Source organism: Aeromonas ichthyocola, from assembly GCF_046087985.1.
GTDB classification, from domain to species: domain Bacteria; phylum Pseudomonadota; class Gammaproteobacteria; order Enterobacterales; family Aeromonadaceae; genus Aeromonas; species Aeromonas rivipollensis.
On the sequence record NZ_JBJSWH010000002.1, the window covers coordinates 334,588 to 361,161 of the forward strand.

21 protein-coding genes, 2 tRNA genes and 2 pseudogenes are annotated in these 26,574 nt (G+C 63.0%); 9 read left to right on the plus strand and 16 right to left on the minus strand.

The features are described from left to right. Positions 1–54: 54 nt before the first annotated feature. Complete coding sequence (locus ACF2JD_RS06240) at positions 55–414, minus strand: hypothetical protein (RefSeq protein WP_440987019.1); 360 nt, start codon at positions 412–414, stop codon at positions 55–57. 246 nt (positions 415–660) lie between these two features. Between ACF2JD_RS06240 and ACF2JD_RS06245 the strand changes: the two genes are divergently transcribed. Beyond that, a complete protein-coding gene (locus tag ACF2JD_RS06245; protein WP_303805901.1) occupies positions 661–2,682 on the plus strand; it encodes a BCCT family transporter in 2,022 nt (673 codons plus the stop codon). A gap of 305 nt (positions 2,683–2,987) precedes the next feature. Here ACF2JD_RS06245 and ACF2JD_RS06250 read toward each other — a convergent pair whose 3' ends face one another. From ACF2JD_RS06250 to ACF2JD_RS06275, 6 genes are all read right to left on the minus strand, one after another. Beyond that, positions 2,988–4,565: an ATP-binding cassette domain-containing protein gene (locus ACF2JD_RS06250; protein WP_408780425.1), complete on the minus strand. Its 1,578-nt coding sequence runs from the start codon at positions 4,563–4,565 to the stop codon at positions 2,988–2,990. 360 nt (positions 4,566–4,925) lie between these two features. Beyond that, positions 4,926–5,327: a YybH family protein gene (locus ACF2JD_RS06255; protein WP_440987020.1), complete on the minus strand. Its 402-nt coding sequence runs from the start codon at positions 5,325–5,327 to the stop codon at positions 4,926–4,928. 116 nt (positions 5,328–5,443) lie between these two features. Beyond that, the gene (gene thrC, locus ACF2JD_RS06260) at positions 5,444–6,718 is read right to left on the minus strand and encodes a threonine synthase (protein ID WP_440987021.1); all 1,275 of its coding nucleotides are present in this window, start codon (positions 6,716–6,718) and stop codon (positions 5,444–5,446) included. After that, a complete protein-coding gene (gene thrB / locus ACF2JD_RS06265) occupies positions 6,715–7,683 on the minus strand; it encodes a homoserine kinase (RefSeq protein ID WP_440987210.1) in 969 nt (322 codons plus the stop codon). Before thrB ends, thrC begins: the two co-directional genes overlap by 4 nt. A gap of 40 nt (positions 7,684–7,723) precedes the next feature. Next, positions 7,724–10,183, minus strand: coding sequence for a bifunctional aspartate kinase/homoserine dehydrogenase I (thrA, locus tag ACF2JD_RS06270; RefSeq protein ID WP_394294521.1), 2,460 nt, complete (start codon positions 10,181–10,183; stop codon positions 7,724–7,726). 260 nt (positions 10,184–10,443) lie between these two features. After that, on the minus strand, positions 10,444–11,133 hold the full coding sequence (locus ACF2JD_RS06275; RefSeq protein ID WP_440987022.1) for a tRNA/rRNA methyltransferase: 690 nt from the start codon (positions 11,131–11,133) through the stop codon (positions 10,444–10,446). Between the two features lie 194 nt (positions 11,134–11,327). Here ACF2JD_RS06275 and aceK point away from each other — a divergent pair, with 194 nt between their 5' ends. Beyond that, a complete protein-coding gene (gene aceK / locus ACF2JD_RS06280; RefSeq protein WP_111910042.1) occupies positions 11,328–13,055 on the plus strand; it encodes a bifunctional isocitrate dehydrogenase kinase/phosphatase in 1,728 nt (575 codons plus the stop codon). An 82-nt stretch (positions 13,056–13,137) separates the two neighbouring features. Here aceK and ACF2JD_RS06285 read toward each other — a convergent pair. After that, positions 13,138–13,531, minus strand: a pseudogene (locus ACF2JD_RS06285) (META domain-containing protein). Between the two features lie 167 nt (positions 13,532–13,698). Between ACF2JD_RS06285 and ACF2JD_RS06290 the strand changes: the two are divergent. Then, positions 13,699–14,176: pseudogene (locus tag ACF2JD_RS06290) on the plus strand (hypothetical protein). A 4-nt stretch (positions 14,177–14,180) separates the two neighbouring features. Here the strand turns inward: ACF2JD_RS06290 and ACF2JD_RS06295 are convergent. After that, a complete protein-coding gene (locus ACF2JD_RS06295; protein ID WP_025327745.1) occupies positions 14,181–14,660 on the minus strand; it encodes a putative 4-hydroxy-4-methyl-2-oxoglutarate aldolase in 480 nt (159 codons plus the stop codon). 115 nt (positions 14,661–14,775) lie between these two features. Further along, positions 14,776–15,174 (minus strand): DUF3293 domain-containing protein, encoded by a 399-nt coding sequence (locus tag ACF2JD_RS06300; RefSeq protein ID WP_440987023.1) that lies wholly within the window; start codon positions 15,172–15,174, stop codon positions 14,776–14,778. A 385-nt stretch (positions 15,175–15,559) separates the two neighbouring features. Between ACF2JD_RS06300 and arcA the strand changes: the two genes are divergently transcribed. Continuing rightward, positions 15,560–16,279, plus strand: coding sequence for a two-component system response regulator ArcA (gene arcA / locus ACF2JD_RS06305; RefSeq protein WP_010673581.1), 720 nt, complete (start codon positions 15,560–15,562; stop codon positions 16,277–16,279). A gap of 121 nt (positions 16,280–16,400) precedes the next feature. Here arcA and ACF2JD_RS06310 read toward each other — a convergent pair. Both ACF2JD_RS06310 and ACF2JD_RS06315 read right to left on the minus strand, forming a co-directional pair. After that, positions 16,401–16,475: transfer RNA gene (locus ACF2JD_RS06310), tRNA-Gly, on the minus strand. Between the two features lie 104 nt (positions 16,476–16,579). Next, positions 16,580–16,653 (minus strand) — tRNA-Gly (locus ACF2JD_RS06315). 201 nt (positions 16,654–16,854) lie between these two features. Between ACF2JD_RS06315 and cydD the strand changes: the two genes are divergently transcribed. From cydD to ACF2JD_RS06335, 4 genes are all read left to right on the plus strand, one after another. Continuing rightward, on the plus strand, positions 16,855–18,624 hold the full coding sequence (gene cydD, locus ACF2JD_RS06320) for a heme ABC transporter permease/ATP-binding protein CydD (protein ID WP_440987024.1): 1,770 nt from the start codon (positions 16,855–16,857) through the stop codon (positions 18,622–18,624). Continuing rightward, on the plus strand, positions 18,617–20,362 hold the full coding sequence (gene cydC / locus ACF2JD_RS06325) for a heme ABC transporter ATP-binding protein/permease CydC (protein ID WP_440987025.1): 1,746 nt from the start codon (positions 18,617–18,619) through the stop codon (positions 20,360–20,362). Before cydD ends, cydC begins: the two co-directional genes overlap by 8 nt. Positions 20,363–20,518: 156 nt before the next feature. Further along, complete coding sequence (gene rcsF / locus ACF2JD_RS06330; protein ID WP_440987026.1) at positions 20,519–20,890, plus strand: Rcs stress response system protein RcsF; 372 nt, start codon at positions 20,519–20,521, stop codon at positions 20,888–20,890. Between the two features lie 9 nt (positions 20,891–20,899). Continuing rightward, positions 20,900–21,286 (plus strand): DUF488 domain-containing protein, encoded by a 387-nt coding sequence (locus tag ACF2JD_RS06335; protein WP_440987027.1) that lies wholly within the window; start codon positions 20,900–20,902, stop codon positions 21,284–21,286. A gap of 71 nt (positions 21,287–21,357) precedes the next feature. On the opposite strand, the gene ACF2JD_RS06340 is transcribed toward ACF2JD_RS06335, so the two are convergent. After that, a complete protein-coding gene (locus ACF2JD_RS06340; RefSeq protein ID WP_106886203.1) occupies positions 21,358–22,350 on the minus strand; it encodes an NAD-dependent epimerase/dehydratase family protein in 993 nt (330 codons plus the stop codon). Positions 22,351–22,558: 208 nt separating this feature from the next. Between ACF2JD_RS06340 and tsaA the strand changes: the two genes are divergently transcribed. Next, entirely contained in the window at positions 22,559–23,263 is a 705-nt protein-coding gene (tsaA, locus tag ACF2JD_RS06345) for a tRNA (N6-threonylcarbamoyladenosine(37)-N6)-methyltransferase TrmO (protein ID WP_440987028.1), read from the plus strand. A gap of 74 nt (positions 23,264–23,337) precedes the next feature. Here tsaA and ACF2JD_RS06350 read toward each other — a convergent pair whose 3' ends face one another. From ACF2JD_RS06350 to ACF2JD_RS06360, 3 genes are read right to left on the minus strand one after another with little or no spacing between them, the layout of a single operon-like run. Further along, positions 23,338–24,459, minus strand: coding sequence for a beta-ketoacyl-ACP synthase III (locus ACF2JD_RS06350; protein WP_440987029.1), 1,122 nt, complete (start codon positions 24,457–24,459; stop codon positions 23,338–23,340). 55 nt (positions 24,460–24,514) lie between these two features. After that, the gene (locus ACF2JD_RS06355) at positions 24,515–25,678 is read right to left on the minus strand and encodes a VWA domain-containing protein (protein WP_440987030.1); all 1,164 of its coding nucleotides are present in this window, start codon (positions 25,676–25,678) and stop codon (positions 24,515–24,517) included. Beyond that, a complete protein-coding gene (locus ACF2JD_RS06360; RefSeq protein WP_106886199.1) occupies positions 25,679–26,521 on the minus strand; it encodes an AAA family ATPase in 843 nt (280 codons plus the stop codon). It lies immediately after the preceding gene. Between the last annotated feature and the right edge of the window lie 53 nt (positions 26,522–26,574).

Sequence of the window (26,574 nt, forward strand, 5' to 3'; positions counted from 1 at the left end):
ACAGAAAACAAGCAAGCAATTGTTTTTTAATGAATATTAATTTAATCAAAAGGCTCAGGTGGTCTTGACACACTTTTGCACGAAGCTGTTCTTGGCCGCCCCGGCAAGCTTCTTGTCGGCCGCTGCCTTCTCGCACTGAGCCGCCTTGTCGGTGGCGGCGTCCGTCTTCACGCACTTCTGGATAAAGCTGTTCTTGGCTGCCCCCGCCAGCTTCTTGTCGGCGGCAGCTTTTTCACACTGGGCTGCCTTACCGTTGGCCGAGGCATTCTTGACGCACTTGCCCACGAAGCTGGTCTTGGCGGCGCCCGCCAGCTTCTTCGCCGCGGCCTGCGCCTCGCACTCCTGCTGCGCCGCGCTGTGGGCAGTCCCCATACCGAACAAAAATACCGTCATCAGGATGGCAATGAATTTCATCTGGCAAACCCTCGTTGTTGATTTGATTGTGGTTCTGGCGACAAAGGGACAAGGCTCAGCGCCCCTCTCCTTTCAGGTTGCACTATAGTCGCCCCGTTTGAAGACAACCAAGCTGCCCCCCTGTGTTCCACCAGAGACGGGAACGGGCGCACCTGGGGGGGGAGTGACCAGAATGCCCGCTCTTTTAGTCTCTTTTGCGAACAATGGCCCTATAGTGTCTTGAGTCCCTCTACCCAAAGGTGCCCCATGAACGCTCCTCGCCCTCCCAGATGCACACTGTCGCTCCCCATCTTCATTCCCGGCCTGCTCTTTATCCTGGGGCTGCTGGCCGTCTGCTCCCTGGCGCCGGAGGCGGCCGCCCGCTTCTTCGGCAGCGGCCAGAGCTGGATCGCCGAGCACTTCAGCTGGTTCTATGTGCTGGTGGTCGGCATGTTCCTGATCCTGCTGCTGGTGCTGGCCTTCAGCAGCTACGGCAACATCCGGCTCGGGCCGGACGACGCCAGGCCCGAGTTCAGCTTCACCTCCTGGCTCGCCATGCTGTTTGCCGCCGGCATGGGGATAGGGCTCATGTATTTCGGGGTGGGCGAGCCCATGACCCACTTCGTCTCCCCGCCCCAGGCGACGCCCCTGACCCCGGTGGCCGCCCGCGAGGCCATGGTCACCACCTTCTTCCACTGGGGCTTTCACGCCTGGGCCATCTACGCCATCGTCGGCCTGGTGCTGGCCTACTTCGGCTTTCGCTACAACCTGCCGCTGACCATACGCTCAGGCCTCTACCCCATCTTCAAGGAGAAGATCCACGGGCCGCTCGGTCACGCGGTGGACGTCTTCGCCCTGGTGGGCACCATCTTCGGCATCGCCACCACGCTCGGTTACGGGGTCTTGCAACTGTCGGCGGGGATCACCCGGCTCACCGGGATGGACACCTCGGGGGAGCTGTTCCGCTTTGGCCTCATCGGGGTCGTCATCGCCCTGGCCGGTCTGTCGGCGGTCACCGGGCTCGACAAGGGGGTCAAGCGCCTCTCCGAGCTGAACCTGTTTCTCGCCATAGTCCTGTTGCTGTTCGTGCTGGTGGCCGGCCCCACCCAGTACCTGCTGGGGGCCCTGTCAGAGAACATAGGCAACTATGTCTCCTCCTTGAGCCAGCTTACCTTCCGCACCTTCACCTACAGCGAGACCCGCCAGGCGGGCTGGTTTGGCAACTGGACCCTGCTCTACTGGGCCTGGTGGATCTCCTGGTCCCCCTTCGTCGGCCTCTTCATCGCCCGCATCTCCCGCGGGCGCACCCTGCGCGAGTTCATCCTGGGGGTGCTGTTCGTGCCCACCGCCTTCAACCTGCTATGGATGACGGTGTTCGGCAACGCGGCCATCTGGGCCAGCCAGCAGGCGGGGGGCCAGACCCTGATCGACTCGGTCGGCAACATAGACACCCTGCTGTTCAACTTCTTCGATCTGCTGCCTGGGGCCGACATCACCTCGGCGCTGGCGGTGATCCTCATCAGCGTCTTCTTCGTCACCTCCGCCGACTCGGGGGCCTTCGTCATCGACAACATCGCCACCCAGGGCAAGGAGGGCTCCCCCATCTGGCAGCGCCTGTTCTGGGCCCTGCTGCTCGGTGTCACCGCGGGCACCCTGATGAGCACGGGGGGGCTGGCGGCCCTGCAATCCATGACGCTTATCGCCGCCCTGCCGTTCGCCTTCATCATGGTGCTGCTCTGCCTCGGTCTGGTGCGCGGCCTCATCGCGGACAAGGAGCACTCGGCCAGGCGCCTCTCCCCCGCCACCGACTTCTGGAACGGCAAGCAGTGGCGCACCCGCATGGATCACCTGCTGAGCCCCTCCACCGAGGCGGACGCCCGCCGCTTCCTGAGGGAGACAGCGCTGCCTGCACTGACGGCTCTTTGCCGGGAGTTCGAGGCCCGCGGGCTCACCAGCCGGGTCGAGCAGGATGCGGATCAGTGCCACCTGCTGGTGCCTCAGGAGGGACGGCGAGACTTCTGCTACGGGGTACGTATCGAGGCCCGCCCCGCCCCCGCCTTCAACCCCCTGGAGGCGACCCACAACCACGACCCCGAGGCCCGCATCTTCGAGCCCATCACCTTCTTCGCCGACGGCCGCGCCGGCTACGACATCCAGTACCTGACCCGGGACGAGCTGAGCGCCGACGTCTTGCGCCAGTACGAACGCTATCTGGTGCTAAGTCAGGACCAGGGGCAGGATCTGCTGAGCGGCGCCCCCGAGCATACCCCGCCCGAAACCGGGGCCTGATGGATCTGTAATGGGCAAACGGGTAGCGCCCAGGGCCCAACAAGTCGGTCACGCTGGCGCCCAACCCGAGCAATAAAAATCCCCCATCAAGGGGGATTTTTATTGGCGGCCATTTGGCTAGTCGACGGCGCCCCAGAGGGCAACCCACGACAAAGTAGCCGACACCTTTACCCGACAGCTACCAACGACCGAGATAGCAGACCGCCGTTCGCCACGACCGGATCCCAAATCTGCGTGGCCTTACTCGACATACAATCTGGGACATCCACCTTTCTGAGCCAGCCATTACTCGGCTGGCTCACAACTTAGCTCCCCTCCTCCAACCAAAACTCCCGCCCAATCCCCACCCCGGCCACAAAGTCGGGATCGTGGGAGACTAGCAGCAGGGTGCCCGGGTAGTCGGCCAACACCTGAATAAGCAACTGGCGCGAAGGGTGATCCAGGTGGTTGTCCGGTTCGTCCAGCAGCAGCAGGTCGGGCAGTTGCGCCAGCACCATCAGCAGACCCAGCTTTAGCCGCTCGCCACCGCTCAGACCATGGCAGGGCATCAGGGCGCGATCACCGCGCAGCGCTATGCCCGCCAGTCGGGTTCTTGCGTCGCTCTCGGAAAGAGTCGGTGCAACCGCCAGCAGGTTGGCCAGCGGGCTGAGGTCTCGCACAATCAGGCTGAGTCCCTGATCAAGGCAGGCCAGCCGGCCATTGATGCGAAAGCTGCCCGCATCAGGCACCAGCTCCCCGCGCAGCATCTGCAGCAGGCTCGACTTGCCGCTGCCGTTGCGACCGGCCAGCAAACAGCGTTCGCCCCGTTGCAACACCAGGTCTACCTGCTGATCGTGCCAACGCCTGTGGCACGCAGCCGTGATCACCAGCGGCTGGGCCGCCCCCTTGCACTCGCTTCCCGCCGGCCACTGCATGATCAGCGGCTGCACCGCCGCCAGCGCGGCCGCGGCTTCGGCGCGAGCCTCCATCTGCGCACTGTGGCCCCGCTCGTGGCGATCCAGCACCTTGCCAAGGGATTTGCCCGCCTGATCCGCTTTGAAATCGAGCAGGATCCTGGCCTGGGAGCCGCGCTCTCGCCGCCCCTGACTGGCCCGCTTGGCCGCCTGCTCACGCACCTTTTGCAAGCTGCGCGCCGCCGCCTTTTCACTGCGCTCCGCCTGCGCCAGCCGGGCGCTGCGAGCAGCCTGCAGTTCGGCCTGCTGCGCCAAAAATGCCTCAAACGACAGGTGAGAGCTCTGCAGCCCCTGCTCGCTCAGCTCCAGAATCTGTCTGGTCTGATTGAGCAGGCGCCGGTCGTGACTCACCAGCAGATAGCCACCACTGTGGCTGGCCAATCGCTGGCTCAGCCACTCGATGCCACTGGCATCCAGGTGGTTGTCCGGCTCATCGAGCAGCAGGAAGTGATCTGGCCTGGCAAACAGTGCCAGCAGGCGCAAGCGGGTGAGCTGGCCACCGCTCAGGGCGCTGACCGGGGCATGGACATCGAGTCTGAGGCCCGCCTCTGCCAGCAGGTCGGCAAGATCGCTGCGCAGGTTCCAGCGATCACTCAGCAACTCAAAATCGTCTAGGGCGCAGCTCCCCTGCTCAATGCGCTCAAGGGCCCGCAGCGGCTCGCCCCAGCCGATAACGTCGGCCACGCTGGCTGCGCCGTCATGATCTTGAAGGGGTGCAAACTGGGACAACCAGCTGATGGGGGTCAGCCACTCGATCTTGCCCGCAGCGGGGCGGCGCTGGCCCGCCAGCAATTCGAGCAGCAGGCTCTTGCCGATGCCGTTAGGGCCGATCAGGGTGCAGCCCGCAGTGGGCAAAGTGAAGGTAAGGGGCACAGTGCAGGCGCCGAAGGGCAGCTGCAAGGCATTGATATGACATGCGATATGGGTCATCTGAACTCCTGTGGGCCAGTGCGAGAGCCGCAGGCCAAGAGCCAAGCCAAATGACAGGGACGCGTGTCCACGAATGGGAAAACAGCAGAGGAATCAGCATCAACCTGTCACGGTAAGACGCACCCGAACTCCCAGGCGGGAGAGGAATCAAAAGCGGGGTGCGGACAGGTTAAATGCGCATCGGAGGAAGTACTCTTGGGATCAGAAGAGCGGTAACGGTAACCAAATGCCCCAACAAGATCAACCCGTGCGCCACGGCGACTAACCTGGAGAGCGAGCCGGAGCCCCGATCCAAGGGCTAGCTATGGGCGCGAGCGGACCAAGGATCCAGCCAGCTGTGGCGACGTTGAGCCGCAGGGGTTATGGGACTGCCACCAACAGCGCAGTGCCATAGGAGTTATCTATGGTACAGCGCCACTGCCCATCGGCTTCCTTGCGAAACACATAGGTGGCGCGGCGAGTCTCGTCCACCAGGCCGCCTTGCCCGTCTGGGTAGCGCAGCCGGGTCTCCATGATCACCAGGGCGTTGTCGGCCCCCTCTATCACCTCCATGGCCCCCTGGGTCACCTCAAGCTGGCCGTCAAAGTAATCGGAGATGGCGGTGAAGGCGCGGCGAATGGCGGGGATGCCGCGCACCACCATGCCGGGTTTGATAACCAGGGCGGCGTCCTCGGCGTAGAAGGCCATCAGGGCGTCGAAGTCGCGCCGGGAGATGGCGGCGTCACAGGTCTCGATCAATGTGCGAAGGGGATGCTGACTCATACTGTGATCCTTGTTTCAGGGTGATCATCCAGGGATGGATTCCCCGCCCTATGCCGGAAATAAAAAATCCCCCGTTCTTTGCAAAAAGGCGGGGGATTTTCATTTTTCATGGGTGCTTAACCGAGCAGGAAGGCCTTGAGGCGGCCAAAGTCTGCGGGCAGGTTGTGGGACAGCAGCGGCAGGACTGCGTGTTTGGCAAGGGGCCCCGGCAGCGGCACATCCAACCCCAGGATCTCGTCCACCGACTCCTTGAACTTGGCAGGATGGGCGGTGCAGAGGAAGACCCCTACCTCGTCCTCGGCGAGCTGCTCGTTCAGCAGATCCCAGGCGATGGCGCCGTGGGGCTCGCACAGGTAATCGAGCTGGTGCAGGCGTTTGAGTGCATCGCGAGTCTCGGCATCGCTGCGCATGCCAGAGCCCAAGGTCTCCAGCGCCCAGCCTTCACGGCGGCACAACTCTTCCACGCGCGGCCAGTTGTTGGGGCGGCTCACGTCCATGGCGTTGGACAGGGTCGCGACCGTCTGGTGCGGCTCCCAGCTGCCGGTCTTCAGGTAGCGCGGCACTGTGTCGTTGGCGTTGGTGGCGGCGATAAAGCGCTTCACCGGCAGCCCCAGCGCCTTGGCGATGAGACCCGCGGTAAGGTTGCCGAAGTTGCCGGACGGCACGCTGATGACTGCCTTGGCGCGGTCAGCTTTTGGCAGCTGGGCCAGGGCTTCGAAGTAGTAGCAGACCTGGGCCAGCAGGCGGCTGATGTTGATGGAGTTGGCGGAGTTGAGGCCGATGGCGGTCTTGAGCCCTTGGTCATCGAAGGCATCCTTGACCAGCGCCTGGCAGGCATCGAAGTCGCCGTCGATGGCGATGGTGCGGATGTTGCCGCCGAGGGTGCAGAAGAGCGCCTCCTGCAGGGGGCTTATCTTGCCCTTGGGATAGAGAATGACCACCTCAATCCCCTCCAGGCCATAGAAGGCGTGGGCCACGGCGGCGCCGGTGTCGCCGGAGGTGGCGGTCAAGATGGTGATCTTGTCGTTGGTGCGGAAGGTGGCCAGGCACTGGGCCATAAAGCGGCCGCCGAAGTCCTTGAACGCCAGGGTCGGACCGTGGAACAACTCGAGGGCATAGGTGCCGTCTTTGAGCTTCACCAGGGGCGCCGGGAAGGTGAAGGCGGCGTCGATCAGCTCGCTGACCTTAGGCAAGGGCACTTCGTCCCCCAGCAGGTGGCTGATGATGTGAGCGGAGCGCTCGGCCAGCGGCAAGTCCAGCAGGGCATCGACATCGGCCAGGGGCGCGATGGTTTCGGGGAAGAAGAGCCCCTGCTCGCGGCCCAAACCCTGACGCACCGCCTGGGCGAAGCTCACCTGTTCACTCTTGTCCTTGATATTGTAAAGATTCATAGCTCGCTTCCTGTTACCCGTGCCCCGGCCATGTCCAGTTTGCAGACCCGGGCAAATCCATCTTCGTTCTGCACAAAATGTGCGTCCATCCAATCCTTCATGCGCTCGGCCTGGGCCAGATCCTTCATCACCACGAAGACGCTGGGGCCCGAGCCCGAGATGCCGGTGGCCAGGGCCCCGTTCTGAGCCGCCTGGGCTCGCACCTCGTTGAAACCTTCGATGAGCGCCGCGCGGTAGGGTTCGGCAATCACGTCTTTGAGTACGCTCGCCGCCAGCCCCTCCTGCCCTGTGTAGCTGGCGTGCACGAAGGCGGCCAGCCGACGGCCATAGGTGAGGCAATCCTGACGACGATACTGGGCCGGCAGTATGGCGCGGGCGGCGGCGGTGGAAACCACGGTGCCCGGGTAGCAGACCACCCAGTACCACTGCTCGAACACAGGAATGCCCTGGCTGATGACGCAGTGCTCTTCGAGCACCAGCTGCATGCCGCCGAGATAGCAGGGGGCCACGTTGTCGTAGTGAACCGAGCCGGAAATCTTGCCTTCCATCTCCCCCATCAGCAGCAGCATGTCGTGCTCATCAAGCGGCTCACCGTGGAAGGCGTTGAGCCCTTCCAGCGCCGCCACCACGCTGCAGGCGCTGGAGCCCAGACCCGAGCCCACCGGCAGGTTCTTCTCCAGCACCATCGCCAGCGGCTTGAGGGTCAGGCCGCGCTTCTCCAGGACCTTCCCATAGGCAAGCCAGCAGTCATAGAGGATGTTCTTCTTGGGATCGTCCGGCAGCTTGTGGGCGTAGCGGCCCACGGAGGAGAGGGCGAACGCCACATCGGCAGCCTTTACCTGGACGCGATCCCCCAGAAGGGAGCCATCCACGGGGGCAAGCGCCGCCCCCAGGACATCGAATCCCACGCTCAGGTTGGCGCTGGAGGCCGGGGCATAGGCGACCACGCTGCCGTCCTGCACCATGGCATCTTGTTCAAAATCGGGGTTCATCACTGAACTCATGTTACAGCTCCTGCTTCCAGTTCTGGGTGCGCAGCACGTCGGCGAAGACGCCGGCGGCAGTCACTTCGGTTCCTGCGCCATAGCCGCGCAGCACCAGGGGGATGGGCTGGTAATAGGTGGAGAAGAAGGCGAGCGCGTTCTCTCCGTCTTTCACCTTGAACAGGGGCTCGTCGGCACCGACCGCCTTGATGGCGACCTTGCACTTGCCTCCTTCGATGGAGCCCACGTAGCGCAGCACCTTGCCCTCGCTCTGAGCCAGGGCGAACTGATCGCGGAACCAGCCATCGGCCTCGGGCAGACGAGCCATAAAGGACTCCACATCGCCGCTCACATCAAAACCAGGTGGCAGCGCCTGCTCCACTTCCACATCGGAAAGCTCCAGCGCCATGCCGGCCTCGCGGGCCAGGATCAGCAGCTTGCGAGCCACGTCCATGCCGTTCAGATCGTCGCGGGGATCCGGCTCGGTGAAGCCGTTGCCACGGGCAATCTTGGTCGCCTCGGAGAAAGCCATCCCCTCGTCCAGCTTGCCGAAGATGAAGGAGAGCGACCCGGACAGGACGCCGTCGAAGGCACGCAGCTTGTCACCGGCCTTGATGAGGTTCTGCAGGTTCTCGATGACCGGCAGGCCAGCGCCCACGTTGGTCTCGTAGAGGAACTTGCGGCGAGTCTGGCGGGCGGTGCGGCGCAGCGCCTTGTAGTAATCCAGCGACCCTGTGTTGGCCTTCTTGTTCGGGGTGACCACGTGGAAACCGGCGGCCAGGAAGTCGGCGTACTGAACGGCGACCGCCTCGCTCGAGGTGCAATCGACGATCACCGGATTGATGAGGTGGCTCTCTTCCACCAGCTTCTTCACCGCTTCCAGGCTGAAGCTGTCACGAGCCTCCACCAGTTGTTCACGCCAGTTGGCGAGGCTCAGGCCATCCTTGTTGACCGCCATCTGGCGGCTGTTGGCGATGCCGACCACCCGCAGGCCGGTGCCCTGCTCGGCGAGCACCGGCTGCTGGCGGGCAATCTGATCCACCAGCGCCGCACCGACGCCGCCCACACCGACCACGAAGAGATCGATGAACTGCTGGCTGCCAAAGAAGTTCTGATGGCACGCCTTGATGGCTTCCGCCACCTTGCGATCCCGCACCACCGCCGAGATGGAGCGCTCGCTCGAGCCCTGGGCGATGGCGACTATGTTGATGGAGGCCTGGGCCAGGGAGGTGAAGAAGCGCGCCGCCATCCCCTTGCTGGTGCGCATGCCATCCCCGATCAGGGAGATGATGGCGAGATCGCTCATGATCTCGAGCGGGTCCAGCAGCTGGTTCTTGAACTCCAGCTCGAACTCGCGCTCCAGCACCTTGCGAGTCTTGTCGCTGTCATAGCTGTGGATACAGAAGCTGACGCTGTACTCGGAGGATGACTGGGTGATCAGCACTATGCTGACCCCGGCGCGGGAGACGGCGGAGAAGATGCGACCGGCCATGCCCACCATGCCCTTCATGCCGGGGCCGGAGACGTTGAACATGCACATGCCGGAGAGATCCGAGATGGCCTTCACTTTCAGGTCATCATCACCCTGATCGACCCCGATCAGGGTGCCCGGCCCTTGCGGGTTGAAGCTGTTCTTGATGAGGCAGGGAATGTGGAACTGGGCCACGGGGGCGATAGTTTTCGGGTGCAGCACCTTGGCGCCGAAATAGGAGAGCTCCATCGCCTCTTTATAGGAGAGGGTTTTCAGCAGATAGGCATCCGGCACCAGGCGCGGGTCGCAGTTGTAGCAACCTTCCACATCTGTCCAGATCTCGCAGCACTCGGCGTCCACGCAGGCGGCCAAGACGGCGGCGGAGTAATCAGAGCCGTTACGGCCCAGCAGCACAGTCTCGCCCTTGTCGCTGCCACCGGTGAAGCCCGGCATTAGGTAGAGGCAATCGGTGCGCAAGCCTTTGGCGGCAAAGCGCAGGCGGGAAGCTTCGATGTCCACATGGGCTTCGAGGTAGCCGCCGTCGGTCACCAGCAACTGCTCCGGCACTATGAGATCCAGCTCGAGGCCACGGACCCGCAGCAGCTCGTGCATGAAGGCGATGGAGAGGTTCTCCCCCCGGCTCAGGATGCGGGCCTGGACGTTGTCCGGGCAGAGGCCCAGCAGGCGGATGCCCTGCATCAGGCGCTCGACCTGATCCAGCTCATTGGTGAGACGAGACTGCAGCGCCTTGTCATCCAGCGCCGGGTAGGCCGCCTTCAGGCCCGCCAGCAGGCGGGAGAAGATGCCGTTGATCTCGAACAGGGTGGCGCTTGCATCCATGCCGCGACTGGTCTGCTCCACCAGGGCGACCAGGTGGTTGGTCACCTTGGCCGGTGCCGACAGCACCAGGGCAACCTGGGATTGGCCGTGGGTGTTCACCGCAATATCGGCGACCCGTAAGAAACGCTCTGCGTCGGCCAGTGACGACCCGCCAAATTTCAACACTCTCATCGCTTTCTCTCCCTGTAAATCTATGAAATTCAATCTAAAAACCAATCCAACAAAAAGGCCCGTACTGGGTGGGTACGGGCCTTTTAAGATTTCAGTGCTTGTTCGTCAGCGCATCAACCGGCCCCAGTGCCACCTGTGGTGGTACCGGTAATAATGGTGGTGGTGATGTTGGTGAATAGCTGCATGACGAACACTCTTGAACGAAACTGGTTGTTAGCAATACCTTGCCGGACCTTGGGCTGTCAACCTAAACCTCTTTGCTACTCACGCCCAAATCGGCGCGCAAGGTCTTTGCAGAGCAGATGCAGCATATTCAGATCCCGCTGTGGCAGCATGGGCACTCGGTCCATTACCCATTGATGCAGTTTTTCATCCTGAGAAACTCCGAGTTCACCAAGTAATTCTGCTGTTTTTGATTTGAGTACGCGAACCTGCCCGGCACCATCAAAATTTTCTGCTACCGCCTGGGGCTCGTCCAGCAGCGGACTCATCTCGTAGGCATACAGCATGATCGCCTGCCCCAGATTCAAAGAGGGATAACTCACCTTGAGGGGCAGGTAGCTGATGAGATCCACCTGGGCAAGCTGCTCGTTGGAGAGACCCGACTCCTCGCAGCCAAACACGATGGCCACCTTCCCAAGGGAAGGCTTGGCGCGGATCTGGTCGCGGATCTCCCCCGGCGTCAGGTAGTGCTGGTAGCGACCGCGCTGGCGGGCCGTAGTGGCGATCACCAGATCCATGTCGGCCAGGGCCGCTTCCAGGGTGTCGAAGGCTTCTGCCTCGGCCAGGATCTCCTGGGCGCCATGGGCGACCCAGCTCGCCTCCTCCTCTTCGTGTACCCGGCTCCCCACCAGTCGCATGGCATCGAAGCCCATGGTTTTCATGGCGCGGGCGGCCGCACCCACGTTCGCCGCACGAGCGGGGGCAACCAGTACAAAATAGAGTTTCATCGGGTTTCTCCTGAACAGGGCCAGCGCCGCGAACTGCAGCAAACCGCCGGCAAAACAGGGGCGCAATCTACCGTTTATCCCCGAACATTGCCACTTGAACAGATGTTTGGATGTTGCCATAGTGGCCGGACGAGTGAGCCCCCGACCTACCGGCACAGACGCCATGGGCCCGATACATCACAAGGAAGAGAGAGATGCAGCAGCCATTGGAACAGGCGGTCGCCGAGACGATCTTGCAGCGTTTCGAATCGTTTTACAGCCGCTTTCTCGAGATAACCCAGGGCAGCAAGAGCCGCTTCGAGAACAGCGACTGGTTGGGGGTGCAGCTCGCCGGGCGCGAGCGCATTCGCCTCTATGATCATCACGTCGGCGCCACCACGGCCCTCATCAAGCAGATGATGGGGGAGCAGTTGCCGACCCAGGCCCTGCTCAAGCAGGTGAAGGGGGCCTTCAGCGATCTGCTGCCCCGCTGTGAGAACTTCGAGGTGGCGGAGTCCTTCTTCAACTCCGTCTATCGCCGGATCTTCCGCCATCGCAACATCCGCGACGAGAACCTCTACATCCACCCCTTTCGCAGCCGGGGGGAGCACCCGGATCTGAGCGCCTTGCTGCGGGTCTATCGCACCGACCTTGCCCACCTGCCCCAGACCCTGAGCCAGCTGCTCGGGGATTACAGCTTCACCCTGCCCTTTGAGGACAAGCAACGGGACATCATCGACATTCATCGCCATCTGGCGGAGAGCGGCCCGGCCATACTGCACGAGGAGCCGTTCGCCATCGAGCTGCTCAAGGAGGTGTTCTACCGCAACAAGGGGGCCTATCTGGTGGGGCTCATTCGGGTTAAAGGCGAGGTGCATCCCTTCATCCTGCCCCTGCTCAGCACGGGCCAGAGCATCTATGTGGACACCGTCATCTTCGAGCCTGAGCTGGCCTCCATCGTATTCGGCTTCGCCCGCGCCTACTTCATGGTCTATGCCCCTGTGCCGGCCCTGTTCGTGCTCTTCCTGCGCCAGATCATGCCCCGCAAGCCGGACTACGAGATCTACAACGCCATCGGCTGCCAGAAGCACGGCAAGACGGAGCTCTATCGCCACTACCAGCAGCACCTGGCCCAGAGCCGGGAGCAGTTCGTCATCGCCCCCGGCATCAAGGGGATGGTGATGAGCGTGTTCACCCTCCCCTCCTACGATGTGGTGTTCAAGGTGATCAAAGACGAGTTCACCCCGCCCAAGGATGTGAGCCACGAGCAGGTGAAGGCGAAATACCGGCTGGTGAAACAGCACGACAGGGTGGGCCGCATGGCCGACACCCAGGAGTTCACCAACTTCGAGTTTCCCCTGGACCGCATCTCCCCCGAGCTCCTGGCCGAGCTCAAGTCGGTGGCCCCCTCTGCCCTCACCATCACCGCCGACAAGCTGGTGATCAAGCACCTCTACACAGAGCGCAAGATGATCCCGCTGAACCTCTATCTGGATCAGGCGGACGAGCAGCAGACCCGGCTCGCTCTGGAGGAGTACGGCAACGCTATCCGGCAACTGGCGGCGGCCAACATATTCCCGGGTGACATGCTGTTTAAAAACTTCGGCGTGACCCGCCACGGCCGGGTGGTCTTCTATGACTACGACGAGATCTGCTACATGACGGAGTGCAACTTTCGCCAGATCCCGCCGCCGCGCTACCCGGAGGACGAGTGGAGCGCCGAGCCCTGGTATTCGGTGGCCCCGAACGACATCTTCCCCGAGGAGTTCGCCACCTTCCTGCTGCAAAAGCCCCAGGTGCGGGAGATCATGATGCAGGTACACAAGGAGCTGTTCGATGCCAACTACTGGAAGATGCTGCAGGGCAACATCAAGGAGGGGGTGTTCGAGGATGTCTATCCCTACAGGCGCAAGAAGCGCTTTCGTTTTCAACGGGGGGGATGAGCCCGGTTGAAGCAGCAAAAAGGGACGCCGTGGCGTCCCTTTTCTGGCGTCAGGCTGCGACAGCCCCTGACGACAAGCCTGCTTATTTCACCGCATCGAAGGTCAGCAGCGTGGCCTTGCCGGCATCCTTCAGCACCAGCTGTTTGCCGCTTATCTATCTGAAAGCTCGCCACCTTCTCCAGCGTCTGCAGGTAGTTCATCTCCTTGCCAGCCAGATCCCCTGCGCACATCATGCGCGTCGAGCCCATGGCGCCCAGCGTCAATACGCCGTCGCCCTGCTGGGTGATGCCGCCAAAGTAGCGGTTGCAGCCGCCCTTGCCCGCCACCTTGTCACCGGCGACCTGCAGGGTGAAGGTGTCACCGCTCGCCCCTTGCAGCTGCCAGGTAGATGCTTGCAGCTCTGCCAGGGTGGAACCCGTTGCCATGGCGCAGCCTCCCAGGGCCAGCGCGGCCAGCAGGGTCAGTTTCTTGTTCATGAGTTCACCTCGTGATGGAGAAAGTCGTGAAGACACAGAGTGAGGGGGCTTGTTTAGCACGACTCTGGCGTCGATTAAAACTCTTTTATTGTGATCGGGGTTCCCTTTACTCCCTGCTGGCATGTGCCATGCTTGTAGTCCTGTTCGGACCCAGGGAGGGGAAACGAATGGTCAAGTCTCTCGTCATCGCACTCGCATCAAGCCTCGCCTTTTCGGCCCAGGCTGCCGACTGGAGTTTTCTCCAGACCGAATCAGACAGCCAGCTCTACGTGAAAAGCTATTCCGGCGTATTGCTCGGCAATCAGACCCATACCGGCGACAATTTCGATATCTGGCTCATCAACACCGGCTACCAGTATCCGGTAGAGGATGACATCAGCCTCTTTACATGGAGCCGGGCCCGCAGTGGGGCGCCACAGCGAACAGGCCGGTTTCAATATCAGCTCGGGGGTGCGCTACCGCCTCTCCCCCTCACTCAACATCGGCAGCCAGCTCAAACAGCTGGAAGTGAGCAAGGCCAGCACCCTGGTGGAGCTCAACAGCAGCCTGCTGGTGACGCCGCAGCTGGCCATCACGGCCAACTACGGCCTCAGTGCCTTCAGCACAGAGCACTTCCTCACCCTGGGGGTAGGTTTCAACTTCTGAGGGATCAGAGGAGCCTGGCGCCACTGACCAGCACGCCATTGAGATCGGCGTAGACATAATCCCCTGGCGCTATGCTGACCCCGGCAAACGACAGCACCACATCCAGCTCCCCCTGTCCGCGTTTCTCGGTCTTGACCGGACAGGCCGCCAGTGCCTTGACCCCCAACGCCAGCGTCGCCAGGGTACCCAGATCCCGCACGGCGCCGTGGATAAGGATCCCTTCCCATCCCTGCTCCACCGCCTTGATGGCCAGCTGGTCCCCCAGCAGCGCCCGGCGCAGGGAGCCGCCCCCATCGATCACCATCACCTTGCCATGACCTGGACGGTTAACCAGTTCGCGCACCAGGCTGTTGTCCTCGAAGCAGGAGAGGGTGACCGCCTGGCCGTAAAACAGCGGCTTGCCGCCATAGTCGTGAAACAGCGGCTCTGCCACCTGCAGGGCATCGCCATGTTGATCGCAAAGGTCGGGCAGTAGATCCAGCATTGTCAGCATCCTTCCATGGAGTGAATGAGTCCGCTCATTCTTTCATCATGTGGACAGGCTGACAATCCAGCGAGCCGCCGCTATCCCCGTATGGTGTGACCCGTACAGCCTCTCATCATGCAGAGGATCTGAGAGTCCAGCGGGAAGCCAGCTTGCCAAGGTGGCATGGCGCCCCCTTCAGCAGGACGGGCACCAGCCAGAGTTCCCCCTCCTCCACCCAGTAGAGGGCGTTCTGCCCGAAGCGGGCGGCCAGCCGCATGGCTTCGGCCCGAGGGAGACGCAGCAACAGGGACGCCTCCTGCCAGCACTCATCCGGATCGCTGCCCCACACGGGCCCCATCACCAGCGCATCGGCAAGCTGGCGTGACAAGGCACGTTGACGCCGGGTGTTGCGGCGCATCCCCACCCAGCGGCTGGCCGGATTCCATGCCGTGACGATGGCGTAGGCAGGCCAGGGGGGCGGGGCGAAGGGGGCAATAAAACACACATTTCTGTAGTTTTCCCACAAAGTCATGTCAACCACATGTTGCATCCCATTACATTTCTTAAGGGCGAAAAAGCGGGCCAGCCCAAGTATGATGCAGCGAACCTCGGGATTGACTTATATCAAACCTGAGTTAAAAAGTTGCTATCTGACGGCAAAGAGTGTTGTTATGCGCCTGTTAACTGATAAAATGCAGCAACTTTTGTAATGGACTACCCTTCCAGGCTTCTCTCGATCAGACTTGTTGAGAGCCTATGTGCGGCACAGGGATGTTTGCCAACATAGATACCAAATTCGCGATGATTCGACCTGATATTCATACCCAGGATGACGTAATAAATTTTCAGGACCGGTCGGATAACGCCAAAGAGTGTTAAAATTTCGATAATTAACTGATAAGAATCTGGGAATACTCATGCAAACACCACATATTCTGATCGTCGAAGACGAGCTGGTCACCCGCAACACCCTCAAGAGCATTTTCGAGGCCGAAGGCTACATAGTGCTGGAAGCCAACAATGGCGACGAGATGCATCAAGCCCTGACCAGCCACACCATCAACCTGGTGATCATGGACATCAACCTGCCGGGCAAGAATGGCCTGCTGCTGGCGCGCGAGCTGCGTGAAGATGACAACATAGCCCTGATGTTCCTGACCGGCCGTGACAACGAAGTGGACAAGATCCTGGGGCTGGAGATAGGCGCCGATGACTACATCACCAAGCCGTTCAACCCCCGCGAGCTGACCATTCGTGCCCGCAACCTGCTGAGCCGCACCATGAACGTGGCCGCCGGTGGCGAAGAGAAGAAGCTGGTGGAGCGTTACCTGTTCAATGGCTGGGCGCTGGACATCAACAGCCGTGCCCTGGTCAGCCCGGCGGGCGACATGTTCAAGCTGCCCCGCTCCGAGTTCCGTGCCATGCTGCACTTCTGCGAGAACCCGGGCCAGATCCAGACCCGTGCCGAGCTGCTCAAGAAGATGACGGGCCGTGAGCTCAAGCCCCACGACCGTACAGTGGATGTCACCATACGCCGCATTCGCAAGCACTTCGAGAGCGTGGGCGACACCCCGGAGATCATCGCCACCATTCATGGCGAAGGTTACCGCTTCTGTGGCGAGCTGGAGCAGGAATAACCCCCTGCCCGGTGAAGCGAGAGGCGCCTGTGGGCGCCTCTTCTGTTTATGGCGGGCGCCACCGCGCGAGCCCGCCAAAACAAAAAGCCCACTCAGTCGAGTGGGCTTTTTGCATGAAAGCTGGAGCGGGCAGCGGGAATCGAACCCGCATCATCAGCTTGGAAGGCTGAGGTAATAGCCATTATACGATGCCCGCTAGGCATCAAGAACGCTGTAGATACAAGGTATGGAATCGGCGTCTGAAGAGACGTGCCAGAAGGAGGCAGCAACGAGACGGGACAGGTACCGGGTATCAGAATGTGGAGCGGGTGATGGGAATCGAACCCACGTATGCAGCTTGGGAAGCTACCGTTCTACCATTGAACTACACCCGCGTCAGTGGCCTCTACTATATGCATTTTGCCGACGAGCGCAATCACCGCCTTCGTGTTTTTTGCCATAAATCAAGCTGTTCGACCAACTATTGAGCATGAAGCTGCTTTTTCAAACAAAGACGTTCACACTCCCGGATCTGCGAGGTTGCCAAGCCGTGGGGGCGACGATAGTCTTGCGCCACTCGACCGAGGAGGGTGGTAATGGACAAGAACAAGCAGAAACATCTCTATGGCTGGTTGCGCAAACAATCGGGCCATGGCCGGCGCTGGATCGGCCTTTCCATTGGTCTGGGCATGGGTCAGGGCATACTGATGGTGATGCAGGCCTGGCTGCTGGCCACCCTGCTCCACGGCTTCATCATAGAGGGCACCACGCCCGAGCAGTCCATTCCCCTCTTTATTACCCTGCTGCTGGTGACCCTGACCAAGGCCGCGCTGGCCTATGGCCGTGAGGTGGCGAGCTTCAAGGCGGGCAGTGCGGTGCGCCAGGCCATCCGCGAGCTGGTGCTCACCCGCCTCGCCCGCCTCGGCCCTGCCTATATCCAGCGCCGCCCCGCCGGCAGCTGGGCCAGCCTGCTGCTCGAGCAGATTGAAGACATGCAGGAGTTCTTCTCCCGCTATCTGCCCCAGATGGCCATAGCCGTCTTCATCCCCCTGGTGATCCTGGTGGCCGTGTTCCCGGTCAACTGGGCCGCCGGCATCATCTTGCTCGGCACAGCGCCCCTCATCCCGCTCTTCATGATCCTGGTGGGCGTCGGCGCCGCCGATGCCAACCGCCGCAACTTCCAGTCCCTGGCACGGCTTTCCGGCCACTTCCTCGATCGCCTCAAGGGCTTGCGTACCCTGCAGCTCTTCATGCGCACCCAGGCGGAGGGTGAAGCCATTCGCGACGCCTCGGAAGATTTTCGGGAGCGCACCATGGAGGTGCTGCGACTCGCCTTCCTGAGCACGGCCGTGCTGGAGTTCTTCGCCGCCATCGCGGTGGCCCTGGTGGCGGTCTACTTCGGCTTCTCCTACATAGATCACCTCAACTTTGGCAACTATGGCGTCAAGGTAACGCTCTTTACCGGCCTGTTCGTGCTGTTTCTCGCTCCCGAGTTTTACGCGCCGCTGCGGGAACTCGGCGCCCACTACCACGCCAAGGCGCAGGCCATAGGCGCCGCCGAGCAGCTGCTGGAGTTTCTCGAGGCCGAGGTCAGCGAACCGGCTTCAGGGAGTGCCCCCTTCCAGGCCGATGGTCCCATCAGGGTGGAGGCCCATGCCCTGGAGGTGCTGAGCGCCGAGGGCAAGGTGCTGGTCGGCCCCATAGATTTCACCCTTGAGGCAGGCACGCGCACCGCCCTGGTCGGGATCAGCGGGGCGGGCAAGAGCTCCCTGGTCAACGCCCTGCTCGGCTTTGCCCCCTATCGCGGTTCGCTCTGCGTCAACGGCCAGGAGCTCGCCGAGCTGGACATGAGCCAGTGGAGGCTGCAACTGGGCTGGCTCTCCCAGAACCCCCAGTTGTTCCACGCCTCCCTGAGAGACAACCTGCTGCTGGCCAGGCCCACGGCCAGCGATGCCGAGCTGGAAGCCGCCCTGGTGCGGGCCCAGGCCTGGGAATTTGCCAAGGAGAAAGGATTCGACTATCCGGTCGGGGATCAGGCCGGTGGCCTCTCCGTCGGTCAGGCCCAGCGCCTCGCCCTGGCCCGCACCCTGCTCAAGTCCACCCAGTTGATGGTGCTGGATGAACCCACAGCCAGCCTGGATCGCCACTCCGAGCGTGCCATCATGAGCACACTCGAACAGGCAGCAGTGGGCCAGACCCTGCTGATGATCACCCACCGCCTCGATCAGCTCAGCCAGATGGACAACATACTGGTGCTGGAGCGCGGCCAGCTGGTGGAGCAAGGCCACTTCGCACAACTCTGCCAGGCACAGGGGCCCTTCGCCCGTCTGCTGTCCCAACGTTCAGGGGATTCTCTCGATGACTGATCTACTGCCGTTCCTGCGTCTCTACCGCCAGCACTGGCTCAGCCTCTCCCTCGGCCTGCTGCTGTCCCTGGTCACCCTGGTGGCCGGGATGGGGCTGCTCTCTTTATCAGGCTGGTTCCTCTCCGCCGCTGCCGTGGCGGGGCTGGCGGTCGCCAGCCGGGACACCTTCAACTACATGACTCCGGCCGGCGGGGTGCGCTTCTTCTCCATAGTGCGCACCGCCAGCCGCTGGGGTGAGCGGGTAGTGAGCCACGACGCCACCTTCCGGGTGCTCACCCGGTTGCGAGTCTGGTTCTGGCAGCGACTCTCCCCCCTCTCCCCCGGCACCCTGGCCGGTTTTCGTCAGGCGGATCTGCTCAACCGTCTGGTGGCCGACATCGACGCCATGGATCACGTCTACCTGCGCCTCGTCACCCCCATAGGGGCGGCCCTGCTCAGCTGCGCCGGGCTGGTGTTCTTCCTCTCCTTCTTTGACAGCCGCCTGGCGCTGACCCTGGGGGCCATACTGCTCTTCGGTATGCTGGCCCTGCCGCTGGTGTTCTATTTCGCCGGTCGGGCCCCCGGTCGTCGACTCATCGCCGAAAAATCCACCATGCGCACCCGCATGGTGGATTACCTGGACGGCCATGCCGAGCTGCAGATGTTCGCCGCCGCCCCCAAGGCGCTGGCCGAGCTGCAACAGGCCGAGCAGGCCCTGATCCAGGCCCAGGCCCGCATGGCCAGGGTGAGCGGCCTCGCCAGCTTCTCGGTGCAGCTGCTCAGCGGCTGGACCCTGACCCTGATGCTGTGGCTCGCCGGTCACGGCGTCGGCGGTGGCACCCCGGACCCCATCACGGCGCTCATGGTGTTCGCCACCCTGGCCAGCTTCGAGGCGCTGCTGCCCCTGGCGGGTGCCTTCCAGCACCTCTCCACCAGCCTCACCTCGGCCCGTCGTCTCAACGAGATACTGCAAGAGGCCAAGGCGCCAGAGTGGGGAGAGGAGCAAGCGCCCGCGACTCAAGGCGCCTTGCAGATACGGGATCTCCACTTCGCCTACCCGGGCCAGGACGGCCCCGTGCTGCGAGGCTGCACCCTGCAACTGAACCCCGGCGAGAAGCTGGCGCTGCTGGGGCAGACAGGGTGTGGCAAGTCCACCCTGATGGGGCTGCTGACCCGGGAGTGGACGGCCCAGACCGGCGAGATACTGCTGGATGGCAAGCCGCTGACCCAGTATGGCGAAGGGGCCCTGCGCGCCTCCTGCTCAGTGGTGAGCCAGCGGGTGCATCTGTTTGCCGATACCCTGCGAGGCAACCTCAAGCTGGCCGCCCCCGACGCCAGCGACGAGCGGCTGACCGAAGTCCTCACCCAGGTGGGTCTCACCACCCTGCTGGCAGGCGAGGATGAAGAGGCCGAGGGCGGGCTGGACGCCTGGCTCGGGGATGGCGGCCGCCCCCTCTCCGGCGGCGAGCGCCGCCGCATCGGCATAGCCCGCGCCCTGCTGCACGACGCCCCGCTCTGGCTGCTGGATGAGCCGACCGAAGGCCTCGACAGCCAGACCGAGCGGGAGATCATGGCCCTGCTGCTCAAGCTGGGGGCAGAGCGCTCCCTGCTGCTCATCTCCCACCGCCTGCTGGGGCTGGAGCAGATGGACAGGGTGGCCCTGATGGAAGAGGGCAAGATCCGCCTCTGCGCCCCGCACCAGGCACTGCTGGAAGATGACTACTACCGCAGCCTGCACCAGCGGCTGGCTCCCGCCTGATGAAAGCAAATGAACAAGGGGCACTGATGTGCCCCTTCTCTTGTGGATAGTGCCAAGATCCCCGTCACACCTCGCCTCCCGGGCGAAAAATGGGGCTGGTCGCAGGCAGCGACTGACCCCTATAATGGCCCCCTCACTGTTCAACAAGACCTCGACATGAAACGCCTGATCCTGATGATGCCCCTGATTGCCTCCGGTTGTGCCGACTTCGCCTTCAACAGCAATCTGGACAAGGAAAACTTCGACGAGTATTTCAAGCCGGGCGGCGTCCGGATCTATGAGCAGAACCAGCTCGCCGACCTCAACTATCTCTACCTCGGCACAGTCGAGGGCGAATCCTGCCAGGCCGACGCCAACCAGGCGGTGCCCAATTCCGGTGAGGCACGCACCCTGGCGCGCCGCCGCGTGGCCGACATGGGCGGCAACGGCGTCAGCTTCGACAAGTGCGCCGAATTCAGCGACGTGCCGGGCTGCCTGAAGCAGGTGATCTGCTACGGCCAGGCGCTGAAAGTGGCCGAAGAGAAGTAAGGTCTCGGCATGGCAATCGCCATAGTCCGCCTCGGCAGCCCTCGTCTCGAGGGTGAAGGCTTGCGCATCGGCACAGTGCGCCGTCCGCCTCGCGGCGTGCCCAAGAGCGACTTTGCCAGCCAGGATTGGTACGACGTCTGGTTCCCCAACCTGGCCCCCAGTCCCGACACCATGAAGCTGGGCCAGGCCGCCGAGACCCCGGCCCAGTGGGCCGCCTTCTGCAAGCAGTACAAGGCCGAGATGGCCAGCCCCGCTGCCCGCCACGATCTGGCGCTGCTGGCGGCCCTCTCCCACCATACCCAGCTGTCGGTAGGCTGTTATTGCGAGCAGGAGTCCCGCTGTCATCGCAGCATCTTGAAAGAGCTGCTGGTCGGCTGCGGCGCACAATTGCGCTGACGCCAGGGAAAAACGAGAGAGGGCACCCCGGGGTGCCCTCTCTCGTTTGCCTCTGCGCTCCCCCTGCCGACCTATGACGGCGAGAACTCCCGCACCCGCTGCCGCAACGCCGCCTCCTCGGCCAGGGTCATGCCAGCCAGGGGCGTCTGCTCGTTGCTCGCCAGCCACGCAACCAGATCGGCCACCGTCTCCTCCAACGGCCGGAAGTTCAGGCCATGAACGATGGCGGCCTCGGCGCTGATGCTGCCATAGCCGGCAAACTCGGTCTGGGTGTTGGGCAACAGCGTGGGATAACTCTGCCAGGGTTCGACCCCGGCCGCGATCAGGGCGGGCCAGGGGGTCCACTCAGGTTGCAGGGGGGAGGCCGGTATCAGGCGGGCCGCCAGACGCTCCACCCAGTCCACCAGCAAGATGCCGGGCTTGACGAGGTTGAAGCAGCCCTCCAGCCGCTGTTCGGCGGCCCGCAGCACGAACTCGGCGCAGTCGCGCACATCCAGGTATTGCAGCCTGTCCTGCCCCTCCCCCGGCAGCAGCCAGGCTCCTCCTTGTTGCACCCGTTGCACCCACCAGGCCAGACGGCCGGTCGGGTCGAAGGGGCCGCACAGCACGCCGGGGCGCAGTATGCAGAGCCGATCCCCCCAGCGGGCCCGATACTCGGCCTCGCACAAGACCTTGAGCGGACCGTAGTCACTGGCTGACTCGCCGGGGGCTACTTCGTGCAGCGGCGCCGACTCGTCCATCTCGGGACGGGCAAAGTCACGATAGACGCTGATGGTGGAGATGAAGATGAGCCGCTCGCAGCGCCCGAGCAGGGCCGCCGAGAGGCTGGCCGCCTGTGCTGGGTCATAGCAGCAGGTGTCTATGGCCAGATCCCAGTGCAGTCCCTCCCCCAGCAAGGGATCCAGGTTATGATCCCTGTCCCCCTGCAGCTGGGTCAGCTCGCGCCAGTCAGGGTGCTGGCGGTGACCCCGATTGAACAGCGTCACCTCATGACCCCAATCCAGGGCCAGCGAGGTGAGGTGGCGGCCCAAGAACCCGGTGCCGCCGATAATAAGCAGTTTCATCCCTGTCTCTCCTGTGTGCCGCGGCGCCATGACCTCGGCCAATCCCTTTCTTCCCCCCACCCTACGCAAGTTGGCCCCAGGGCACAGCCTCAGATGCCGCGCTCTGCGACCGGGATCACAGCGGGCGGCAAGGGCTCCCTCCTGTGGCGACGCCTGCGTTTTCGGCCCGGCTGTGATACATTGCCGGGGTTTTCAGCCAGGATCCGCCATGAAGTTCGACATCGACACCCTAGGGATCATCCGCTCTCCCTACAAGGAGAAGTTCGCCATCCCCCGCCAGCCCGGCCTGGTCAAATCGGCCCGCGCCCGCCTGGAGCTGCTGCCTCCCTACGATCAGCCGGACGTGCTGCGCGACATAGAGCAGTTTTCCCACCTCTGGCTCAGCTTCGTGTTTCACCAGACCATGGCCCAGGGCTGGCACCCGACGGTGCGTCCGCCGCGCCTCGGCGGCAACGAGCGGGTCGGGGTCTTTGCCACTCGCTCCACTTTCCGCCCCAATCCCCTCGGCCTCTCCGTGGTCGAGCTGCACGGGGTGGGCCGAGAGCGTGGCAAGCTGTGGCTCGATCTCGGCGCCGTGGATCTGCTGGACGGCACCCCAGTGGTCGATATCAAGCCCTATATTCCCTACGCCGACAGCCTGCCCCACGCCCGGGGTGGCTTCGCCCCCGAGGCCCCCACACCGCCGCTGTCGGTGAGCTTCACCCCGGAGGTGGAGCAGCAGCTCATACCCTGGCTCAAGGCCCACCCCGAGCTGCGCCAGCTGGTGAGCGAGGTACTGGCCCAGGATCCCCGCCCCGCCTACAAGAAGGGCAAGCCGGACGACAAGGAGTACGGCGTCAGGCTGTTCGACCTCAATGTGCGTTTTCGCATCAGCGAGCCCGACTGCCTGGTATCGGCCATAGAGCCCGCCTGATCTTCGCCAGCCCAGGCCCATAAAAAAACCACCCGCCCGGGTGGTTTTTTGCTGCCGCCGCCGGATGGCGGCAATCAGAGGCGCTGCAACAGCAGGCTGCCGATGGAGTAACCGGCGCCGAAGGAGCAGAGCACACCGCGGGCCCCGCTCGGCAAGTCCTGGTTGAACAGGTGGAAGGCGATGACGGAGCCCGCCGAGCTGGTGTTGCCATAGCTGTCCAGGATCACCGGCGCCTCCTGCTGGCTGGCGTCGTGGCCCAGCAGCTTGCGCCCGATGAACTGGTTCATGGTGAGGTTGGCCTGATGGAGCCAGAGCCGGCTTAAAGAGTCTGCCGCCCACCCCTGCTCATCGAGCTGAGTGCTTATCTGGTCGCACACCAGGGGCAGCACCTCCTTGAACACCTTGCGCCCCTGCTGGCGGAACAGCTTGTCATCCCCATAGCGGGTGCGCGGGCTGAAGCGGTTCAGGAAACCGAAGTTGTTGCGGATGTTGTTGGAGTACTGGGTCACCAGCTTGCTCGCCACCAGTTGCCAGGGGTTGGCTACCTTGCAGTCGGCCTCCCGCTCCAGCAGCACTGCGGTGCAGGCGTCGCCGAAGATGAAGTGGCTGTCTCTATCGCGGAAATTGAGATGCCCCGAGCAGATCTCGGGATTCACCACCAGGGCCAGTCTGGCGGTGCCGGCCGCCAGCAGATCCGCCGCCGTCTTGATGCCGAAGGTGGCGGAGGAGCAGGCCACGTTCATGTCAAAGGCCATGCCGCTCGCCCCCAGATAGTGCTGCAGCTCGATGGAGAGCGCCGGGTAGGGACGCGGCATGTTGGAGGCCGCCACTATGACAAGATCTATCTCGCCGGGTTCGCGACCGGCGGCGATCAGTGCCTGCTCGGCGGCCGCCACCGCCATCTCCACCATGATGGAGGGCTGGTCATCGGGACGCTCGGGGAGCAGCGGTTGCATGATATCGGGATCCAGCACCCCCTCCCTGCTCACCAGATAACGACTCTTGATGCCGGAGGCCTTCTCGATGAACTCGCAGCTCGAATGCTGCTTGGCGTCCAGCTGACCGGCGTCGATGGCGGAGGCGTTCTCCTCGTTGTAGAGATCCACATACTGGTTGAAGGCCGCCACCAGCTCTTCGTTGCTGACGGCAAAGGGCGGGGTATAGAGGCCTGAGCCACTGATTACGATAGAGGTCATCTTTGCTCCTGGCCGGGTGCAATCCCGGCTTGTCTGTTTTTTAGGGGTCAGAGGTTCATAGCTGATCGATCGCTGCGGCGAGACCAGCCAGGGTCAGCGGGTGCATGCGCCCGCCAATCACGTCATTCATCAACTTGATGGAGGGGTGCCAGAGCCACTCCTGCCTGGGGACCGGGTTGATCCACACCAGCCTGGGGAAGTGGTGCTGCAGGCGCTCGAACCACACCTGGCCGGGTTCCTCATTCCACTGCTCCACGCTGCCGCCGGGCCAGGTGATCTCGTAGGGGCCCATCTTGGCGTCCCCCACAAAAATCACCCTATAGTCGCTGCCGTAGGTGCGCAGCAAGCTCAGGGTATCGAGGCGCTCCTGGGCGCGGCGGCTGTTGTCCTGCCAGACGAAGTCGTACAGGCAGTTGTGAAAATAGAAGAACACCAGGTGCTTGAACTCGTGGCGCAGGGCACTGAAGAGGCGCTGCACCTCGGCCACGTGAGCATCCATGGAGCCCCCCACATCGAAGAACACCAAGAGCTTGACCCCGTTGTGACGCTCGGGGCGCAGCTTCACATCGAGCCAGCCCTGGCGGGCCGTGCTGCTGATGGTGTCGTCAAGATCCAGCTCCGAGGGATTGCCCTTGCGCACCCAGCGCCTGAGCTTGCGCAGGGCCAACTGGATGGCCCGCTGGCCGAGCGGCGAGTCGTCGCTGAAGTTGCGGTAGTGGCGCGCCTCCCACACCTTGGTTGCCTTGCCATGCTGGCCCTCGCCTCCCATGCGGATCCCCTCCGGGTGAAAGCCGCCATGGCCGAACGGGCTGCTGCCCCCTGTGCCCACCCACTTGTTGCCGCCGGCGTGGCGCGCCTTTTGTTCGCGCAGGCGCTGGTTGAGGGTCTCCAGCAACTTGTCGAGCCCGCCGAGGGAGCTGAGCAAGGCTTTCTCCTCAGAGCTCAGCAGCCGCTCAAACTCCTGGCGCAGCCAGTCATCCGGCAGCGTCTCGGGCAGCAGGGGGATGGCCTCCAGCCCCTGGTAGTACTCGGCGAAGGCGCGATCGAAGCGATCGAGGTGAGCCTCGTCCTTCACCAGCAGGCAGCGGGACAAGCGATAGAAGTCGTCCATGTCCACGCAGGCGAGCCCGGCCGCCAGGGCACCATGGAGATCCAGCAACTCGCGCAGGCTGCAGGGCAGCTTGTGACGACGCAGATGGGTGAAGAAGTCGATCAGCATTCAGCCGCCGCGGCGCGCCAGGAAGGCCAGCTTCTCGAACAGGTGCAAGTCCTGCTCCGTCTTGAGCAGGGCGCCATAGAGGGCGGGCACCAGCTTGCCCGGCTCCCGGCTCCGCAGCGCCTCGGGGGCTATGTCATCGGCCAGCAGCAGGCGGATCCAGTCCAAGAGCTCTGAGGTGGAGGGTTTCTTGCGCAGCCCCTCCACGTTACGCAGCTCGAAGAAGAGCTCCATCGCCTCGCCGAGCAGGCTCTCCTTGAGATCCGGATAGTGCAGCTGGACTATGGCCTGCATCTCGGCCTTGTCGGGGAAGCGGATGTAATGGAAGAAGCAGCGGCGCAGGAAGGCGTCCGGCAGCTCTTTCTCATTGTTGGAGGTGATGATGACCACGGGACGCTGGCGGGCCTTGATGCGCTCCCCTGTCTCGTAGACGTCGAACTCCATCCGATCCAGCTCCAGCAACAGATCGTTGGGAAACTCGATGTCGGCCTTGTCAATTTCGTCGATGAGCAGCACAGGGCGCTGCTCGGCGCAAAACGCCTGCCACAATTTGCCCCGACGAATGTAGTGGTGGATCTCCCCCACCCGGGGATCCCCAAGCTGGGAGTCCCGCAGCCGGGCCACCGCATCGTATTCATAGAGCCCCTGCTGGGCCTTGGTGGTGGACTTGATGTGCCAGCTGATGAGGTCGGCACCGAGCGACTCGGCGACCGCCTCGGCCAGCACCGTCTTGCCGGTGCCCGGCTCACCTTTGATCAGCAGCGGCTTCTCCAGCACTATGGCGGCATTGACGGCCATACTCAGTGACCTTGATGCGAGATAGCGATCGCTTCCTGCAAATCCCATGAGATCCATTCCTTTGGTCGCAGGAGAACCTCAGGGTCCTTCGGCGAGAGAGA

Bases quoted from the DNA above. Each gene is read 5' to 3' on its own strand.
- cydD (WP_440987024.1), top strand. From the start codon at position 16,855: ATGGACAAGAACAAGCAGAAACATCTCTATGGCTGGTTGCGCAAACAA.
- ACF2JD_RS06240 (WP_440987019.1), bottom strand. From the start codon at position 414: ATGAAATTCATTGCCATCCTGATGACGGTATTTTTGTTCGGTATGGGG.
- tsaA (WP_440987028.1), top strand. From the start codon at position 22,559: ATGAAGTTCGACATCGACACCCTAGGGATCATCCGCTCTCCCTACAAG.
- ACF2JD_RS06275 (WP_440987022.1), bottom strand. From the start codon at position 11,133: ATGAAACTCTATTTTGTACTGGTTGCCCCCGCTCGTGCGGCGAACGTG.
- ACF2JD_RS06295 (WP_025327745.1), bottom strand. From the start codon at position 14,660: ATGCTGGATCTACTGCCCGACCTTTGCGATCAACATGGCGATGCCCTG.
- ACF2JD_RS06340 (WP_106886203.1), bottom strand. From the start codon at position 22,350: ATGAAACTGCTTATTATCGGCGGCACCGGGTTCTTGGGCCGCCACCTC.
- ACF2JD_RS06245 (WP_303805901.1), top strand. From the start codon at position 661: ATGAACGCTCCTCGCCCTCCCAGATGCACACTGTCGCTCCCCATCTTC.
- ACF2JD_RS06255 (WP_440987020.1), bottom strand. From the start codon at position 5,327: ATGAGTCAGCATCCCCTTCGCACATTGATCGAGACCTGTGACGCCGCC.
- ACF2JD_RS06355 (WP_440987030.1), bottom strand. From the start codon at position 25,678: ATGCTGATCGACTTCTTCACCCATCTGCGTCGTCACAAGCTGCCCTGC.
- aceK (WP_111910042.1), top strand. From the start codon at position 11,328: ATGCAGCAGCCATTGGAACAGGCGGTCGCCGAGACGATCTTGCAGCGT.
- thrC (WP_440987021.1), bottom strand. From the start codon at position 6,718: ATGAATCTTTACAATATCAAGGACAAGAGTGAACAGGTGAGCTTCGCC.
- ACF2JD_RS06300 (WP_440987023.1), bottom strand. From the start codon at position 15,174: ATGACTTTGTGGGAAAACTACAGAAATGTGTGTTTTATTGCCCCCTTC.
- thrA (WP_394294521.1), bottom strand. From the start codon at position 10,183: ATGAGAGTGTTGAAATTTGGCGGGTCGTCACTGGCCGACGCAGAGCGT.
- rcsF (WP_440987026.1), top strand. From the start codon at position 20,519: ATGAAACGCCTGATCCTGATGATGCCCCTGATTGCCTCCGGTTGTGCC.
- cydC (WP_440987025.1), top strand. From the start codon at position 18,617: ATGACTGATCTACTGCCGTTCCTGCGTCTCTACCGCCAGCACTGGCTC.
- ACF2JD_RS06335 (WP_440987027.1), top strand. From the start codon at position 20,900: ATGGCAATCGCCATAGTCCGCCTCGGCAGCCCTCGTCTCGAGGGTGAA.
- ACF2JD_RS06250 (WP_408780425.1), bottom strand. From the start codon at position 4,565: ATGACCCATATCGCATGTCATATCAATGCCTTGCAGCTGCCCTTCGGC.
- thrB (WP_440987210.1), bottom strand. From the start codon at position 7,683: ATGGTGCAGGACGGCAGCGTGGTCGCCTATGCCCCGGCCTCCAGCGCC.
- ACF2JD_RS06350 (WP_440987029.1), bottom strand. From the start codon at position 24,459: ATGACCTCTATCGTAATCAGTGGCTCAGGCCTCTATACCCCGCCCTTT.
- arcA (WP_010673581.1), top strand. From the start codon at position 15,560: ATGCAAACACCACATATTCTGATCGTCGAAGACGAGCTGGTCACCCGC.
- ACF2JD_RS06360 (WP_106886199.1), bottom strand. From the start codon at position 26,521: ATGGGATTTGCAGGAAGCGATCGCTATCTCGCATCAAGGTCACTGAGT.